Genomic DNA, 16,907 nt, shown 5'->3' with positions numbered 1-16,907 from the left:
GAAATTCAATCATTCTTTCAATCAAATTTTTGAATAGATGGGTAAGAAATTCGCCTTAAATATATTTTACAACCTTGCCATTATACTTGCCATTTTTGGCGTAATCTGGTGTTATCAAAACAATAAATACTTGCCGGCTGCTTTTTTGGTTGGTGTAGCTGCCTGTTTAATGTACTTTAAATTTCAGTTGATGAAAGAAGTACGCAAATCATTTAAGGGAAAAAAGTAGCAGGAATGCCTTCTAAACCTAAACCGGGTAGGTTTTGAAGAATATATTTTCCGTTTTCAAATTTTGGATTGGCGAATGGATTGTTTTTGGTTAGCCACGGTCCGTCTAAATCTGCCCAATTGCAAAGCGGTGCTAGTGCTGCTGCTGCCAGTGTTGCACAACTGGTTTCACTCATGCATCCAATCAAAACTTTCATACCGAAAGATCTGGCTTTCAAAATCATTTGATGGCCTTCATACATTCCGCAACTCTTCATCAGCTTTACATTAATACCGTGGTAAGCGCCTTTTAGGTTGTCCATATCAGCTAAGCGTTGTACGGCTTCATCTGCAAGTAAAGGAATTGGGCTGCGTTGCGTTAACCAGGCATTTCCATCCAGATTGTGTTTATCCATCGGTTGTTCAATCAGTACTACGCCCTTATCATGTAACCAGTAAATCAGATCTATGGCTTTAATTTGATCGGTCCAGCCTTGGTTGGCATCTACAAAAAGAGGTACATCGGTCATACTTCGTATGGTTTCAATAATCTCGCGATCGTTGTCTCTGCCTAGTTTCACTTTTATAATTTTGAAGGCAGCGGCATCCTTCAACTTTTCGCGGATTACATCCAACGTATCAATTCCTATGGTATAAGATGTTGCCGGCATATTCTGCGGCATCGCACCATAAATTTCGTAACATGGTTTGTTTAGTATTTTTGCCTGGATATCATTCAAAGCAATATCAATTGCGGCTTTAATTGCAGGCTGACCGGTTGCAAGTTGATCCAGATAGTCAATGATTTCCGGAAAACTAAATGGAAAACGGATTTTTGTCCAGTCGATAAGATTTAAAAAATGCTGAGCAGTTTCAGAACTTTCGCCCATGTATGGCACCATAGAAGCTTCACCATATCCCACAATATCTTCGTATTGCAGTTTTAGCAGCATAATTGGCGTGCTGGTGCGCGTAAATTTTGAAATTGAAAATGGATGCTTTAATTCCAGTTCAAAAGGTTTGCAACTTATTTTAATCATCTATCGTCTTATTGATAATTTGGCTTATTATTGCCAAAAATTATTGAACGGCTGAATATACACAATATGTGCAAACTCAGTTTATACGCTACCAAATAATGCTCAGACTATGAAACGCTTTAGAATATTAATTTACCTGGCTGTGGTTTTGGCCATAGCCATCGGCGCGTGTACAACGGGTAAAAAAGCGCTGCAAAAAGGCAATTATGATGCATCAGTTTCCAAATCAGTAAATCGTTTACAAGGTTCTCCCAAAAATGCAGAAGCCATAGAAGTTTTAAAATCTGCTTATCCACTGGCTTTGGAAAATCATTTGCGAAGAATTGATGAGGCAAAACTTTCTACCGATTTATACCGGTGGGAATCTGTTATAGCCGATTATCAGCAAATCAATCAATTGGCAGATGAGATCAATAGCTGTCCGGCTTGTTTAACATTGGTTGGCCATCCTGCAAAGTATATTAAAGAATTAAATGATAGCAAATACAATGCAGCGGCTGCACGCTACAATTCTGGTTTAAACTACCTGAATACCAGAACCAAAATCGCGGCAAAAAAAGCCTATTTTGAATTTGAAAAAACGCTAAGTCTGTGGCCAAATTATGTTGGTGCAAAAGAAAAAATGGACGACGCATATTGGGCTGCAGTTACACAAGTCGTTGTACAGCCAATTGTGGTTAACCGCGGATATTATAAACTGAGCGCCAATTATTTTCAGCAACAGATTGATCAATATATTGCCACCTACTCCAGAAATCGATTTGTTTTGTTTTACTCTGAAGAAGATGCTACGGATCAAAAGATTATTCCGGATCAGGTACTGAGTTTAAATTTTGATGATTTTGTGGTTGGCCAAACCTATGTTAAAGAAAGAGTAGAAAAATTAAAACGCGATAGCGTTGTTGTTGGTGAAACACGTGATAGAAAACCAATTTATGGCACAGTCAAAGCAACGTTAAGTGTTTTTGAAAAGCAAGTGGGTTCTACCGGAGTTTTAGACTTAACCATTACCGATTGGAAAACGCATACTAAGCTTAGGCAACAAAAGTTCAATGGAAGCTACATCTGGAAAGATGCCTGGGCAACTTATAAAGGTGATGACCGCGCTTTGGATAAGCAGCAGCTGGCCTGGACAAATAAAAGAGAACTGCTTCCGCCTTCTGCAAATGCTTTATTTCTGGAGTTTACCAAACCAATTTACAGCCAGCTGGTAAATTATATTGGTGGTTTTTATGATGGATATTGATCAGAAATTCAAACTATATTTCCTCTTTGAAATGCTCCGTACAAAAGTTTATTCATCCCTGCGTTAAAATGTGCCGGGGTTAAGTCTGCACAAAAATTAAATCCCTAATATTGCGGCAATGAATACTGGCTTATACAATCCCTTCCAAAATTTCGATTTTTTATATAAGGTCTGTTTCCTAAGTGGAAAAACCTTTAGTTCTCCTGTAGTTCAGGTGCCTTTGTTGCCCAAATGGTTATTGAACCAAGCAGGTTTAACCGGCGAAGAACAAATTCAGTTTTTGGATGAGAGCATCAGAAGTTACAACAGCTTGGCCATTCCGGTAAATAGCGAAATCAACACGCAGTTTTTAGATCCGCTTGAAGAAAAAATAGCTAAGGCGTTTTCTGAAGGATACCAAGCAGTATCGGCTTTGCCAGAGTTAGATGTATTCAACTGGATTGGTAAGTTTTTATATGGATTCATTTATGCAGAAATGAATTCCGCTTTGCGTAAAGAAATGACCGCAGATGGCTTGAACATGTCTCAATCCTTAATGATGAAGTTTGCCAATCTAAATTTCATGATGCAAAATCTGTATACTTCAATAGAACTGGAAGATTTTACTCCTTGGTCTATAACTATTGTTGAGCTTGAAAACGGCGAAACGCCTTTCAGTTTTCGCGATGAAATCAATACCCTTACATTTTCTTTAAAAATGAAGGATTTTGGAATTGTTGCCTGTTTGCAAGATAACGGAACAAATAAGCGTTACCACCAAAATATCATCAACCACGTTGAAGGAAAAAAATTAACTGCAGAGCAGTTTGAAGAGTTAAGTGCGCGTTTTTACTACTCTGCATACCTTTTTAACCGTTTGCCAGAATATACATTTATGCCTGTAGAAGGTACAACGTATATAGAAGCAATGCCTTTGCGTGGCAATATGAGTAAACCGCTGTTTGATGTTTGGCAACATAAAACATACGGGCAAGTGCTTGAAAATTTCTGGAAACCCTGGGGATATACATTGTTCGAGATTATTAAAAATCCCGAGCAACCAATGAGTTTTTTTGAAGAACCGAATTTACCTGCTGCCGGTTAATGCACTGATAAAATTCTGAAGGATTCCGGGAACGAAAATGATTGTAAAAATTAATCCGGTTAGGGCACCAAAAAAGTGTGCATCGTGGTTAATTCCATCTCTTGAATTTTTAGAAGCATAAGCACAGTAAATGAGATACAATACACCAAATACTACTGCTGGGATTCCAATTGGAATAAACATGATGTAAATTTTAGACATTGGGTTAAAGAGGATATAACTGAATAAAACTGCACTGATTGCTCCTGAAGCACCTAGACTGTTGTAGTTAAAATCGTCTTTATGTCTAAATACCGTAGGCAAATCGCTTAATATCAATGAAAGCAAGTACAACAAGCCAAATTGCCAGCTTCCAATCAATCTTTCCAATGTGAAAGCAAATGCGAGGTAGGTAAACATATTGAAAAACAAATGCATGTAATCTTTATGAATTAGTCCGCTGGTAATTAAAGAAAAAACTTTGTTGCCTTTTGCTACGCTGTAAGGGTGCAGCATAAATTTGCCGTAAATGCTGTGGTCATAAAAAGCATAAAGGCTGGTAACAAGGGTAAAAACGAAGATTATTGAAGCAACTGGTGCTATTTGTAGGTATTCCATATTTTTATTTTACATCGAGTTGGATAGCGTTTGTTAAACGCGCTATCGGATATCGATTGTGTGTCTTTTCGTAATAATCAGAATTTTTGTAGACAAAGTCAAGTTGTGCAGCGCCATTTTTTGCAAAATCAGGTTCGGCATTTTTCTTGGCTTCAAGTTTTGCCAAGAGTTCTGGTTGGCTTTTTAGAATTTGTGCAGCTGTATCTTCAAAAACATAGCTTGAATAATGCTCTTTCATCTCCAGAATCGAATCGAAAAAATTCCAGTTGAAAAAAGAATCGGTTGCCTGTGGTTCAAGTGTTTCAATAATGTAGCGATTTTCTGGCTGGTTGGCATATACTACATAATCGCCTGTGTAAAATTTTAGAGTTTGCTTTACTGCGTTTATTTTAACTGCGCTGTGGAGATAATGTCCTTCATATGGTCTTTGCGCTGTTTTAAATTCGCCGATGTAGTAGTTTTCTACCGCAATCTCTGTATCTGCATTCAATTGTTTCAGTGTCACATTATTCAATTTCAACAGTTCAATCACTTTATCCCAGGCTTTCGGAATAATGTAGGCAACAGGTTTTTCTACAGTAAGCGCAGGCTCATAATGGTTCCATTCTTGAATGGTTTTGGTGTAGGGTTTATTGCGATCGTAATATAAACGGTCTACGCCGCTGATTGCGCTGGGTTTTTTTCCGGCTTCAAAACCTTTAAAATTGAGTTCTGTGAAGGTGTTTTTATTTAATTTCCAATCTATCGGAAATTCTTGTTGTGCAGATACAAAAATATCCGCTTTGTGTTTATTTTCGCCAATAATCGCTGCATCTTTTTCAATCAGATCGATGTAGGTTTTCAGCAATTTATAGGTTGCATCTACTCTTAAATCATAAGACTTCAGCATATGTGTTTCCGGCATAAAACCGATACAATTGTGCAATGCCGCGTAACCGGTTGAATAGCGTGGAGATTCAATAAATCCGGTAATGCCTGCGTCTGGTGTTTCGTTTACAGAATTTACATACGGAACCATCGGGTAACCAACTTTTTCCATTTCAGCATACATCTGAGGAACCATTTTCTCGGTCAGATAAGTCGAAAGAATCGGGTTGAGTTTATCTTTTTGTGTCGGAATAAGTGTCATTACATACTGATAATCGGCACCATTACTGGTATGTGTATCAACAAAAATTTCGGGCTGCCAGATATTGAATAATTGTTGAAAAGAAGCCGAATTTTTGGAATCGGTTTTAATGAAATCGCGATTTAGGTCCAGGTTTTTAGCATTGCCGCGGAATCCGTAATCCAACGGACCATTCTGATTGGCTCTAGATGTTGCAGAGCGGTTAAAGCTTCCATCAATATTGTACAAAGGAACAATACAAATTACTACGTTCGAAGGCAGTTTTTTGTTTTTTATTAAATCTCTGGCCAACATCATAGAAGCATCTATACCTTCTGGTTCGCCAGGATGAATCCCATTATTGATTAATAAAATGCGTTTGTTTTGCTTGCGGATTTGAGCCGGATCAAACACTGCATCTTTTGATAGAATAAAAACATGTAAAGGTTTTCCAAAATCTGTTTGGCCGTAACGGATGAGTTTGGCCTGAGGGAAATTTTTTGCCAGTTGTTCATAGTAACTTATGGCTTCGTTGTATGTTGTGGTTTCTTTTTTTCCGCTTTTTTCAAATGGAGTTTGCTGTGCGTAGGCTTTAATTTGCAGACAAAGCAGCAAAAGCACAAAGAGTTTTCTCATGCAATTTTTACTTTAAGGACGATTTACAGCGTTTTACGGTAAACTTTAATATTTCCGAAGAAATACCTGAAACTTAGGCTGTATACATTATATGTATCTGGATCGTAGTTTTTAAATTGACTTGACGGATCGTTATATCCATCCAGTCCTTCGCCAAAAACATAATTGCTTTGTGCGTTGAAGTTAATCACATAGCGCAGGTAACCATAACCATCTTTAATGTAGTAATTAAAACCAAGGTTAAGCGGTACCCAAAGATTTACACTTTTATCTTGCCCCGGAAAAGGCCCGTAACCCGGATCGTTTGCTGCCCAGCTGGGTTTATAGCGGACAATATCGGTTAAGTTGTTGTTGATAAAACCAACACCTGTACCGAAATATAAACCCTTTATATTGTATAAAAAGTTGCTGCGTTCTATATTGATAATTTCGCCCAGCATGAATTTCATATTGAAATTTGCGCCAGAATATTCATTTACAAATTGCCTGTTGTGTGGATCTGTTACAATATTACCACCCTGTACAACGCCGAATTGCCCCTCTAAACCTGCAGTAACGAAAGGCGTGATATGATAATCAATACTGCCGCTGTACGTGTGCCCCCAACTGCCTTCACGTACATCGGTGCTCGAAAAGTTAGGACCTGCACCAAGCCCATAAGACCATTTAAAATAATTGGCTTGTGCCGAAGAAAACTTCGGAATCAATAATGTGAAAACGGCTAAAAACGTAATGTTCAGGGGCTTAAAATTCATGTCGTTTTTTTACAAAAATAAAATGTTTATCGAATATCCATAACTTTTAACTTTGAATTATGTTCGATTACAAAAACTTTGACGGATCGCTTGAGAAACGGTTCATGAAATATGTTCAGGTAGATACCCAATCTGACCCAGAATCTTCAAGTTGTCCATCAACAGATAAACAGAAAAATCTGGCCCGCATTTTAGTAGAGGAGTTATTAGAAATGGGCCTTTCTGACGCCGAAATGGACGATAATGGCTACGTTTATGCAACGATTCCATCCAATACAGAAAAGCAGGTTCCGGTAATTTGCTTTTGCTCTCATATGGATACTTCGCCAGATTGTAGTGGCGAAAATGTTAAACCGATTATTCATAACAATTATCAAGGCCAGGATTTAATTTTACCAGACGATCCTAAAATTATTTTGAAAATGGCCGAGCATAAAGATTTGAAACATCAGATTGGCAACAGCATTATCACAGCCAGCGGAACAACGCTTTTGGGTGCAGATAATAAAGCCGGCGTAGCAGAAATTATGGAAGCGGCCAGGTTTTTAACGGCCAATCCAGCGATTAAACATGGTGCAATCAAAATTCTTTTTACTCCGGATGAAGAGATTGGAAGAGGTGTAGATAAAGCGAATCTGGATAAACTATCGGCTGATTTTGCGTATACCATTGATGGCGAAACGCTGGGTTCTATTGAAGATGAAACTTTTTCTGCAGATGGAGCGGTTTTAATTATTGACGGCGTAAGTACACATCCGGGATTTGCCAAAGGGAAAATGCAGAGTGCAATTAAGATTTTGTGCGAAATTATTGATCAATTGCCAAAAGACGCTTTGACACCAGAGATGACGCATCAGAAAGAAGGTTTTATTCACCCGGTTTCCATTAAAGGTCAGGTTGAGCAGGCTGAAGCACATTTCATCATTCGCGATTTTACAGATGAAAAACTAGAAGCACATGGGCAATTTTTAGAAAACACCATAAAAACAGTATTGGCTAAATTTCCAGAATCTAGTTATAGTCTTCAAATCAAAGCGCAGTACCGGAATATGAAACAAATTTTAGATCAGAACCCGCAAGTGGTTCAATACGGAATTGAAGCGATTGAACGTGCAGGTGTTGTAGCAAAGCAGCAAAGTATTCGTGGCGGTACCGATGGCTCAAGATTATCGTTTATGGGTTTGCCTTGTCCGAATATATTTGCTGGCGAACATGCTTTTCACAGCAAACAAGAATGGGTAAGTGTGCAGGATATGGAAAAAGCAGTACAAACTATTGTAAATATTGCCTGTATTTGGGAAGAAAGGGCTTAAATAATATTGGGCCTGAAGATATGCTTAGGGCCCAAATTTAATCTTTTACTGGTCTGATTGCCCAATATCCAAACGCGAAAACTTTCCGTTTCTATCCAGTTCAAACCTAAAAAAGGTTCTAAACTTTCCCCATTGGTCTGAATGGAAATCTCCATGAACTTCCATTCCGCTTAGCTCAACTTTGTCGATGCTCAGAAACCGTTCATGACCCAATGCTTTTTTGAAAAAATTCTTAAACTGCATTTGGTTTCCATCATCATAAAAAAGTACATCTTCATTAAACAATGCAAACCAGGCAGCCTCATCGTTATTTTGTAAAGCACTAATTGCGGCTTTAACTTTTTTATTGGTGAGTAAACTTAAATCGGGTTTATCGGCTTTTTTCATATCCATATTGTGCTTGCAGGCCAGATTGCAATAAGCAGGCCAGCAAATTTAATTCTTTATTTTTTTGCAAAAAATTGAGGTTTGTTTTGACCCATGCGAAACTTGTTTTTGAAATTAACGATAACAATTTTTTTATTTTATGGTTAATAGAACGTAACCTGTTTTTTACTACTTTTAGCTTGCGATGATAACTCTTAAAAATCAATATTTGGTGGCCAGCCTGGCCGAAAAAGGTGCCGAATTACAACGTTTATATAGTAAGGAAACAGAGATTGAATATTTGTGGAATGCCAATCCAGATTATTGGGCAAAACATAGTCCGATTCTTTTCCCTATTGTTGGCAGTTTGAAAGATGGAAGATACGATTACAATGGCAATTCTTACACTTTGCCGCGCCATGGTTTTGCAAGAGATCATGTATTTGAAAGCAAACAAATTAGTGATACAGAAGCGCTTTTCTCGCTCCATGAATCTGAAGACACACTTGCTGTTTATCCGTTTAACTTTTTACTAAACGTTCGGTATACATTAATTGAGCGGAAAATCTGTGTCACTTACGAGGTTAAAAATACAGGTAAAGCGAAAATGTTGTTTTCATTGGGTGCACATCCGGCTTTTGCTATCCCGAATACACCAGACACCAATTATGAAGATTATTATCTCGCTTTTAATGAAGACGAGAAATTAACCATTTGGACATTGGATGACGGATTGGTTACTGATAAAACCGAAACACTTGATTTGAATAATCATAAACTCAAATTGGAACACAATTTATTTAAAAACGATGCGCTGATTTTTAAAACTTTACAAAGCAGCTGTATCAGTTTATTAAATACAAAAAATGATTTCGGCTTACATTTTCATTTTGAACATTTTCCATATTTTGGAATTTGGGCTGCGCCCGATGCGCCTTTTGTATGTTTAGAGCCGTGGTGTGGCATTGCCGATGGCGTAAATCATGATCAATCTTTGCCACGCAAAGAAGGTGTTATTTCTTTATCCGCCGGTAAAATATGGAGCCGTTTCTGGGAAGTAGAATGTTTTTAGAACATTCTACACAACCTTAGGTTCGCCAACTTTTTTAACCAACCAAGGCAGTGTTAAACCCTGGCCAATTAACGTAAATAGTACAACTGCTACAGAAATGAAGATAATTTCGTTTCGTTGAGGAAAAGCTTCTCCGTTTGATAACGTTTCTGGCAAACCCAATGCAATTGCTAATGATACAATTCCGCGCATGCCCGACCAGCTAATAACCAAACTGTTTCTAAAATCAAGAAGGGCATCTTCAGAAACTCTTTTATTGCCTTTTTTAAAAGCATTCTGTAGGTTGAACTTCTGCATCAGTACGCGAATGAAACGTAAAGCAAGTGCTACAAGTGTAATGGCAAAGGCGTAAGCAATAAAAGCCCAGATTTTTCCGGCGTCGATATTTTTGTATACATAAGGAAATTGAAGACCAATCAGAATAAAAATCAATCCGTTTAGCATAAAAATTATGATCTCCCAAATGGTTTTGGATTGATTTTTTAAACCTGTCGGGAAAACTTTATGGCTAAACCGCGCAATGCCCAAACCTAAAATAACAACCGCAATTACTCCGGATACCTGTACAGTTTCTGCGATTAAGTAAGTAACAAAAGGCATTAATAACATGAAGCTAATGGTAACCACAGTGTTTTTTTGTGTTCTGTTGATGATAAATGCCAATATTTTTCCCATTACCAAGCCCACCAAAAAGCCACCACCCAAAAGTAAAGCAAATTCTAATGTGGCTTTCCAAAATACAAAAGCAGCGCCGGTAACTGCCGCTACTGCAAATTGATAGGCCACAAGCGCAGATGCATCATTTACCAGGCTTTCCCCTTCTAGTATGGTATTGGTTTTATGAGAAATATTTAAACCTTTAGTAATGCTCATGGCCGCAACTGCATCTGTAGCAGACAGAATTGCACCCAAAACAAAAGATAATGGCCAGCTCATTCCCGGAATAACGTAATGGGCAAAAACAGCTATACCAACAGCGGTTAAAAATACCAGTGAAATGGCCAATGTACCAATGGTATTGATGTTCGTTTTAAATTGTGTGTAGGAGATGTTAAAAGCAGCATCATACAGTAACGGCGGCAAGAAAATCAAAAATATAATTTCTGGATTAAGCGATATCTTCGGAATAGACGGTACAAATCCAATTCCTATACCGGCAACAATCAATAAAATAGGATAAGGCAGTTTTACTTTATCGGCAATGGCCGAAAGCCCAATCATCATAGCCAGAATAAAGATTACAACGGTATAGTTTTCCATATATGTAACGGGAATATTAATGGATACAAATTACGCTCTTGATGGTAAAACGCGAAATTTTGATTGTGCGGTATTAGAGTATTAATCGGTCTATTCTGGAACCTGTTGAGACAAGATTTCAGAATAAACCGATTGGACAAATATTTATAATCCTTCGCCAAATTTAAAGTTTGGTGCAATACTTACAGGCAATTTTCCAGAGGGAACTAAGCGGTTGTTAATTACAGCTGCCGCAGAAATTTGCATATAATCTTCTTTCTGATACGCTACAACCAAACCTTTACTTTTCTCTAGTCCGGATAATCCCGCCAGATTATATGGATTGGCGAACAAAGCGAAAACCGCATTTTTATTGGATAAATCTTTGATAAAAGCTTTTACGCCGTTGTTTAATGGGATGTTATTGCCCGGCCTTGAGCGGCTGTCGTGAATGCCTACAATTACCTGGTCAAAAGCGCCAATTTCTCTGGCAATATTAGAGATTTGTGTTGCCGAAGCATCTTTATCCAAAACATAATATACCGAGTTGTAAAAACCCTTAGAAATCTCTTTTTGAAAAGTAGTAACCCCTGGAACGCCAATACTGATAATTGCCGTTCTTCGGATTGGGATAAGTTTTTTGATATAGTCTTTGCCACGCAACAAGGTTACTGAAGCATTTGCAAGTTCCTGAACAAGCGCAGCACTTTCTTTTCTGTTTACACCCGCAACAACATTTTGCATATTGATGGTATCGCGATTGTGTAATCCGGCCCAGTATTTTGCTGTTAAAATTTTGCGAACACTTTCATCAATAGTTTTCATATCAATCCGGCCTTGTCTAATTGCCTTACGGATGAGTTTGTTCGCACGATCACTGTTTTCAGACAATTCGAGAATGTCATTTCCGGCAATAATACCCATCAAATCGGCTTCGCCATCTTTGAAGAATTTTACAACACCTTTCATGTCCATCGCATCAGAAATTACCAGGCCTTTAAAACCGAGTTTTTCTTTTAAAATTCCGGTAACTATAGGTTTAGAAAGTGTGGAGGGAAGATTCGGTGTATTGTCTAAAGACGGAATATTCATATGTGCAATCATAATGCCGGATGCGCCTTGTTTAATCAGTTGTTTAAAAGGATACATTTCCAAACTGTCTAGCCTTGCTGCAGAAAACGTAAGCTGCGGCAAATCGTAATGAGAATCTACATCTGTATCTCCGTGACCCGGAAAATGTTTCAAAGTTGTTAGAAGTCCGCCATCTTGCATTCCCTTCATATACGCTGCAGTTTTTGTTGCTACGTTATACTTATTCTCTCCAAACGAGCGATAATTGATTACCGGATTTTTTGGGTTATTGTTGATGTCTGCATCTGGCGCAAGATTCATTTGCATACCTAAACGTTTGAAATCTTTAGCAACTTCCAGTCCCATTCTATACAATAAATCTTTGTTTTGTATGGCACCAAGTGTCATTTGATAAGGATAAGATATAGTGCTGTCTAAACGCATGCCAAGGCCCCATTCGCCATCAGATGAAATGATTAAAGGAATTTTACTTACTTTCTGATACGCATTTGTTGCTGCTGCTTGTCGCGCCGGGCCGCCCTGAAAAAATACTACACCGCCCAGTTGCTCTTTTTTAATTACCTGTCCAACAGAATCAATATATTTTGTGCCCAGATTGGTATGTGCGCGTACAAAAAACATTTGTGCAATGCGCTCCCGTCTGTTCATTTTTTTGAATACAGAATCAACCCATTTTGGCTGATTCGAAAGTAACTCCAGATAAGTTTTTTGTTGTGCTCCAGCTGTAAAAACTGCAAAGCCCAATATGATGGATGAAATAATGCTCTTCTTCACTTTTGTTATGTTGTATGCCTGCTAAATTAATAATCAAAACAGGAATAAAACAAAAACCAACCCAAGTAATGCATTTAATACAATAGGTTGTAAGCTTTTAAAGATATATTGAAAATAAAACTTTCTGTAGGTAAAAGGGGTTATATATATAACGCTCAGAAATTGTTAAATGTCAACTAAAATGTAATGTTATGAAAAATGCGAGCATGCCAAAGAACAATACAAAAGTTCAGGGAAATTCTGTTGCCGACAGAGCAAACCACGATATCAAAACGGATAAGAAAATTCAAGGCATAACGAATGGTGGTGGCCAAAGATCCGATCAAACATCAAATAAAGACAATGAGCGGAAACGCGAACATAAAAATTAAAATGTTAAAGGCATCGGTAACGATGCCTTTTTTATTCATTCGCTAATGCAATGATATCTGTACCTTCAAGTGAACGGCGTTCATTATTATGGCTTAGAGAATTGATCATTGCGTTGCCCAACTCTTGCATCGTGCAAAAGCCATTAGGAAAAAGTTTTCTTCCAACCGGGAACAACCAGTTGATGTATCTATAAAACTTGTGTGCAAATTTTTGCCCTTTGATGGGTTTTATAAACCCCGGACGGAAATTTAAAACCTGAACAAAAGGAAGTTTCTTAAGATCGTTTTCGGTTTTTCCTTTGACTTTCTGCCAGTTTAAACGACCATTTTCATTTGTACCGCTGCCAGAAACGTAACAGAAAGTCATGTCGTCATTATGACGGGCCAGTATTTCTGCAACATGCATCGTTAAAGTATAAGTCATTTTGAAGTAGACGTCTTCTGCTGCACCAACAGAACTAATTCCTAGGCAAAAAAAACAAGCATTATAGCCAGAAATTTCTGCAATAATTGATTCAAAGTGGAGAAAATCCTGATGAATAATTTCCTTTAGTTTCGGATGTGTATATCCACAAGATTTGCGATTGATGACTAAAACCGAATCAATTTCCGGGCTGTTTAAACACTGAATTAAAACACCTTCGCCAACCATTCCCGTAGTTCCGGTTATGATTACATTATTTTCATGCCGTGTTTTGCCCATAATTTAATTGTTTGTTATGATAAACTAAATATAGTCTTCTTGGTTTTGAAATACATAAAAAATCCTCCGAAAATGTACTTCCGGAGGATTTAAGTTCTTTAGGTTTTTATTTCAAATTAGAACCGCGCATTTCATAATCTTTTGGCGGTTCTGCATTGAGCAGATTCTTCACAAAATAATCCCAACGGCGGCGCATCATGTATGGAGAATAAGGTCCGTAACCATGTGCACTATTCGGGAAAATAACCAGATCGAATGATTTATTTGCCTTTTCCAATGCCTCCACTACAAGTAAAGTGTTATATGGAGGCACATTATCGTCCATCATTCCATGAACAAGCATTAATTTGCCTTTTAGGTTTTTAGCATAATTTTGATTGGCCTGTGCTTCATAATCTGCATTTTCAACCAATCCATTGTAGCGTTCGCCCCAATCGTCTTCATAGTTGCGGTTTTCATGATTTCCAGATTCAGAAATACCCACTTTAAAAAAGTCAGGATAGCGGAACATAGCAGCAGCAGTTGCAAAACCGCCACCAGAATGGCCCCAAATGCCCACTTTATTGGTATCTATTGGATATTTGGACGAAAGTTCGCGGATTGCCGCAATCTGATCGGGCAAGGTATTTACAGCCATATTTCCATAACTCATATCGTGAAAACTTTTTGACCGGTTTGGATTACTTGTACCTTCTATTACAACAACGATGAAACCAAGTTCGGCAAGTGCCTGATGATCTCCGCGTGATGCAGAAAATGACCAGCTACCTACACTTCCGCCTTGCGGGCCGGGATAGATATAATCAATTACCGGATATTTTTTTCCTGCTTCCATTTTGGTTGGCGTAAAAACCAGACCATAAATGTCGGTTTTGCCATCGCCAGCTTTTACTTTAACCGGCGCAGGTGCTTTCCAGCCAGTTGCAGCAAGTCGGCTTACATCAGTTTTACCCAAATCAACCAATGCTGCGCCAGTTAAGTTGCGCAATACAAAAGTTGGTGGTACATCTGGTTTAGAATAGGTATCTACAAAATAATTTCCTGAAGGTGAGAAACTTGCCTGATGATTTCCGCTTTCTGGAGTTAAATCTACAAGGCCTTTTCCGTTGAAACCGATTTTATAAAAATGGCTGAAATAAGGATTTGAAGCATCTTTGCCAACTCCTGTGAAATATAAAAGCCTGTTTTTCTCATCTACTCTAATCAACTTAGTTACTACAAATTCGCCTTTGGTGATTTGATTTTTTACTTTCCCATTGGTTGCATCATACAAATACAAATGCCCCCAATTGTCGCGCTCAGAATACCAGATAATTTCTTTGCTTGCAGGCAAATAACGCCAGTTTATTGCGCCCTGCCCAGATTCATATTGTGTTTTTACGGTTTCCTCAAACACTTCGCGAACGGTGCCGGTTGTTGCATTTGCAATACGGAACTTTTCATTTTTATGATCGCGTGAGGTCGAAACGAAAGCCATTTCAGAACCATCAGCTTTCCAATCAATGTCGTCAAATGTTCCGCTGCTGGAAATATCATCGCTTAGCGTACCGCGATGCTGATCTGGTGCGATGTTCAATGAAATTACCTTTGGATTTTCAATTTCAATAATTACACGTCTGATGGTTGCAATTTGGGCATCGCCGGGAAGCGGATATTTCCAAGCCATTAACTTTGGCGAACCAACATTGGTACTCACCAAATACATCTCTTTTAAATGGCGTTGGTCTTGTTGGAAAGTGGTTAGTTTTTTGGAATCCGGCGACCAACGCACCACAGGCGAATTGCTGTGCGTCCAACCAGCATTATCCGTTGCATAGCCATAATCTTTTACGCCATCTGTAGTCAGTTGCGTTTCTTTCCCCGTTTCAATATCCTTCACCCATAAATTAAATTCCTTGATGTAAACGATTTTCTTTTTATCTGGAGATACCACACCGCTAACATTGCTGCCGCGTCTTGGCGGAGGTGGTGCGCTTACTTTATCTTTAAATTCATCTGTTAATACTTTCGTTTTCTTTGCCGGATCTACCAGAAAAGTCTGCGTGCCATTTTGATTTTTTAGCGTATACCAAAATTTATCGCCTTCCAACCAATTTGGGCGTACATAACCATTATCTATAAAAGATTCTGTATTGTAGGCCATAAAGCTTTCTGCATGTTGGTAGTCTTTTGTGGTAAGTGCTTTTTCCTGCGCACGTGTTTGGAGTGCCAGCGCAATTACGCCTATGCTTAGCAAATATTTATTCATTAGGATATTTTTATTCTGATTGGTAAAAATAACAGTGTTCTGGGATTAGAAATTAAAGTACTAATAATAATACAGACCATACATCACATAGCTGAACCCTTAAATTGTGCGTTTCGGCTCTTCACAGTATTGGAAGCGATCTTAAAAATGGATTGTAATTGCCGATATTTGCATTTGTTTTAAAACCAATATGAAACAACGCGATGATTTTCCGATTCATGAATTGCCCGGCACTGCTTTTATGGCTTTTGATAAAAGTACAGCGTTTGGAGCGCATGCAGCAGAACACCGTATAAAATTTTATGCGCTGATTTGGTTTCAGGAAGATGCGGATATCCATTCTATAGATTTTGAGATATATCCAATTTCTAAAAACCTGATTTATCTTATTGGACCAGATCAGGTACACACCATTCCGGCGGAAACAATGCCAGAAGCAAAAGTTTTGGTGTGGTCGTCAGATTTTTTTGAACAGATACCCGATCATCGCCTAAGAAGATTATTTCTTCCATTTAATAATACGGGAATTGCCATTCCAAAAAATAAAGAAAACACCATAAGTATGCTTTTTGAACTCATTTTGGAGGAATATAACCAAGAAACAGATGGGGCTATTCTGGGGTGTTTTCTTAAAGCTTTTTTGATGCATCTGGCTGATTTCCGCGCAGAAGGTCCGTCTTCCGATCATAAAGTAGACGCTATTATTGCAGATTTATTCAGACTTCTCGACGTTCATTTTCGCGACCATCACGAAGCATCATTTTATGCCGCAGAAATGGGCATTTCACTTAAACGAATTAATGAAGTGCTGAAAGCTAAAATGAACTCCAGTGTAAGTAAGCTTATTTATCGTTTATTGCTTGTAGAAGCGAAGCGCGCATTGGGGCGTGGAACACAATCGGTAAAGGAAATTGCATATGATCTCGGATTTAAAGATCCATCTTACTTTGCACGTTTTTTCAGGCAGCATGCCTTGTATACGCCAGAGCATTTCAGAAATATGATGCGTACAGTTTAAACTATAAACCCCGATTGTTTTTTTAGAAACAACCGGGA

General features: G+C 38.2%; 16 protein-coding genes. 7 read left to right on the top strand and 9 right to left on the bottom strand.

The features are described 5' to 3' along the window. Window positions 1-37 precede the first annotated feature (37 nt). A complete protein-coding gene (locus tag ACJVDH_RS19325) occupies window positions 38-229 on the top strand; it encodes a DUF6358 family protein (protein WP_443945041.1) in 192 nt (63 codons plus the stop codon). Here ACJVDH_RS19325 and ACJVDH_RS19320 read toward each other — a convergent pair. After that, the gene (locus ACJVDH_RS19320) at window positions 213-1,244 is read right to left on the bottom strand and encodes a dipeptide epimerase (protein ID WP_443947639.1); all 1,032 of its coding nucleotides are present in this window, start codon (window positions 1,242-1,244) and stop codon (window positions 213-215) included. The genes ACJVDH_RS19325 and ACJVDH_RS19320 overlap by 17 nt on opposite strands. 112 nt (window positions 1,245-1,356) lie before the next feature. Between ACJVDH_RS19320 and ACJVDH_RS19315 the strand changes: the two genes are divergently transcribed. Together ACJVDH_RS19315 and ACJVDH_RS19310 are read left to right on the top strand one after the other, a co-directional pair. Beyond that, complete coding sequence (locus ACJVDH_RS19315; protein WP_443945040.1) at window positions 1,357-2,493, top strand: hypothetical protein; 1,137 nt, start codon at window positions 1,357-1,359, stop codon at window positions 2,491-2,493. A 118-nt stretch (window positions 2,494-2,611) separates the two neighbouring features. Beyond that, a complete protein-coding gene (locus tag ACJVDH_RS19310) occupies window positions 2,612-3,577 on the top strand; it encodes a hypothetical protein (protein WP_443945039.1) in 966 nt (321 codons plus the stop codon). Here ACJVDH_RS19310 and ACJVDH_RS19305 read toward each other — a convergent pair. From ACJVDH_RS19305 to ACJVDH_RS19295, 3 genes are read right to left on the bottom strand one after another with little or no spacing between them, the layout of a single operon-like run. Continuing rightward, a complete protein-coding gene (locus ACJVDH_RS19305) occupies window positions 3,560-4,174 on the bottom strand; it encodes a rhomboid family intramembrane serine protease (RefSeq protein WP_443945038.1) in 615 nt (204 codons plus the stop codon). The genes ACJVDH_RS19310 and ACJVDH_RS19305 overlap by 18 nt on opposite strands. 4 nt (window positions 4,175-4,178) lie before the next feature. Further along, entirely contained in the window at window positions 4,179-5,918 is a 1,740-nt protein-coding gene (locus ACJVDH_RS19300) for a M14 family metallopeptidase (protein ID WP_443945037.1), read from the bottom strand. A gap of 23 nt (window positions 5,919-5,941) precedes the next feature. After that, complete coding sequence (locus ACJVDH_RS19295; protein WP_443945036.1) at window positions 5,942-6,673, bottom strand: hypothetical protein; 732 nt, start codon at window positions 6,671-6,673, stop codon at window positions 5,942-5,944. Between the two features lie 59 nt (window positions 6,674-6,732). Here ACJVDH_RS19295 and pepT point away from each other — a divergent pair, with 59 nt between their 5' ends. Further along, entirely contained in the window at window positions 6,733-7,986 is a 1,254-nt protein-coding gene (gene pepT, locus ACJVDH_RS19290) for a peptidase T (RefSeq protein ID WP_443945035.1), read from the top strand. A gap of 45 nt (window positions 7,987-8,031) precedes the next feature. Here the strand turns inward: pepT and ACJVDH_RS19285 are convergent, their stop codons facing one another. Then, a complete protein-coding gene (locus ACJVDH_RS19285; RefSeq protein WP_443945034.1) occupies window positions 8,032-8,379 on the bottom strand; it encodes a hypothetical protein in 348 nt (115 codons plus the stop codon). A 178-nt stretch (window positions 8,380-8,557) separates the two neighbouring features. Here ACJVDH_RS19285 and ACJVDH_RS19280 point away from each other — a divergent pair, with 178 nt between their 5' ends. Further along, entirely contained in the window at window positions 8,558-9,424 is an 867-nt protein-coding gene (locus ACJVDH_RS19280) for an aldose 1-epimerase family protein (RefSeq protein ID WP_443945033.1), read from the top strand. A 6-nt stretch (window positions 9,425-9,430) separates the two neighbouring features. Here ACJVDH_RS19280 and ACJVDH_RS19275 read toward each other — a convergent pair whose 3' ends face one another. Then, window positions 9,431-10,684 (bottom strand): Na+/H+ antiporter, encoded by a 1,254-nt coding sequence (locus ACJVDH_RS19275; protein WP_443945032.1) that lies wholly within the window; start codon window positions 10,682-10,684, stop codon window positions 9,431-9,433. Between the two features lie 144 nt (window positions 10,685-10,828). Next, the gene (locus ACJVDH_RS19270; protein WP_443945031.1) at window positions 10,829-12,529 is read right to left on the bottom strand and encodes a glycoside hydrolase family 3 protein; all 1,701 of its coding nucleotides are present in this window, start codon (window positions 12,527-12,529) and stop codon (window positions 10,829-10,831) included. Window positions 12,530-12,720: 191 nt separating this feature from the next. Here ACJVDH_RS19270 and ACJVDH_RS19265 point away from each other — a divergent pair, with 191 nt between their 5' ends. After that, window positions 12,721-12,900 (top strand): hypothetical protein, encoded by a 180-nt coding sequence (locus tag ACJVDH_RS19265; protein ID WP_443945030.1) that lies wholly within the window; start codon window positions 12,721-12,723, stop codon window positions 12,898-12,900. A gap of 31 nt (window positions 12,901-12,931) precedes the next feature. On the opposite strand, the gene ACJVDH_RS19260 is transcribed toward ACJVDH_RS19265, so the two are convergent. Further along, window positions 12,932-13,603: an epimerase gene (locus ACJVDH_RS19260; protein ID WP_443945029.1), complete on the bottom strand. Its 672-nt coding sequence runs from the start codon at window positions 13,601-13,603 to the stop codon at window positions 12,932-12,934. Between the two features lie 106 nt (window positions 13,604-13,709). Continuing rightward, the gene (locus ACJVDH_RS19255; protein ID WP_443945028.1) at window positions 13,710-15,851 is read right to left on the bottom strand and encodes a DPP IV N-terminal domain-containing protein; all 2,142 of its coding nucleotides are present in this window, start codon (window positions 15,849-15,851) and stop codon (window positions 13,710-13,712) included. A gap of 190 nt (window positions 15,852-16,041) precedes the next feature. Here ACJVDH_RS19255 and ACJVDH_RS19250 point away from each other — a divergent pair, with 190 nt between their 5' ends. Further along, complete coding sequence (locus ACJVDH_RS19250) at window positions 16,042-16,869, top strand: helix-turn-helix domain-containing protein (protein WP_443945027.1); 828 nt, start codon at window positions 16,042-16,044, stop codon at window positions 16,867-16,869. Window positions 16,870-16,907: the final 38 nt, after the last annotated feature.

This window comes from Pedobacter terrestris (genome assembly GCF_052343045.1).
Lineage (GTDB): Bacteria > Bacteroidota > Bacteroidia > Sphingobacteriales > Sphingobacteriaceae > Pedobacter.
This window is presented reverse-complemented; position numbering and strand designations above follow the sequence as displayed.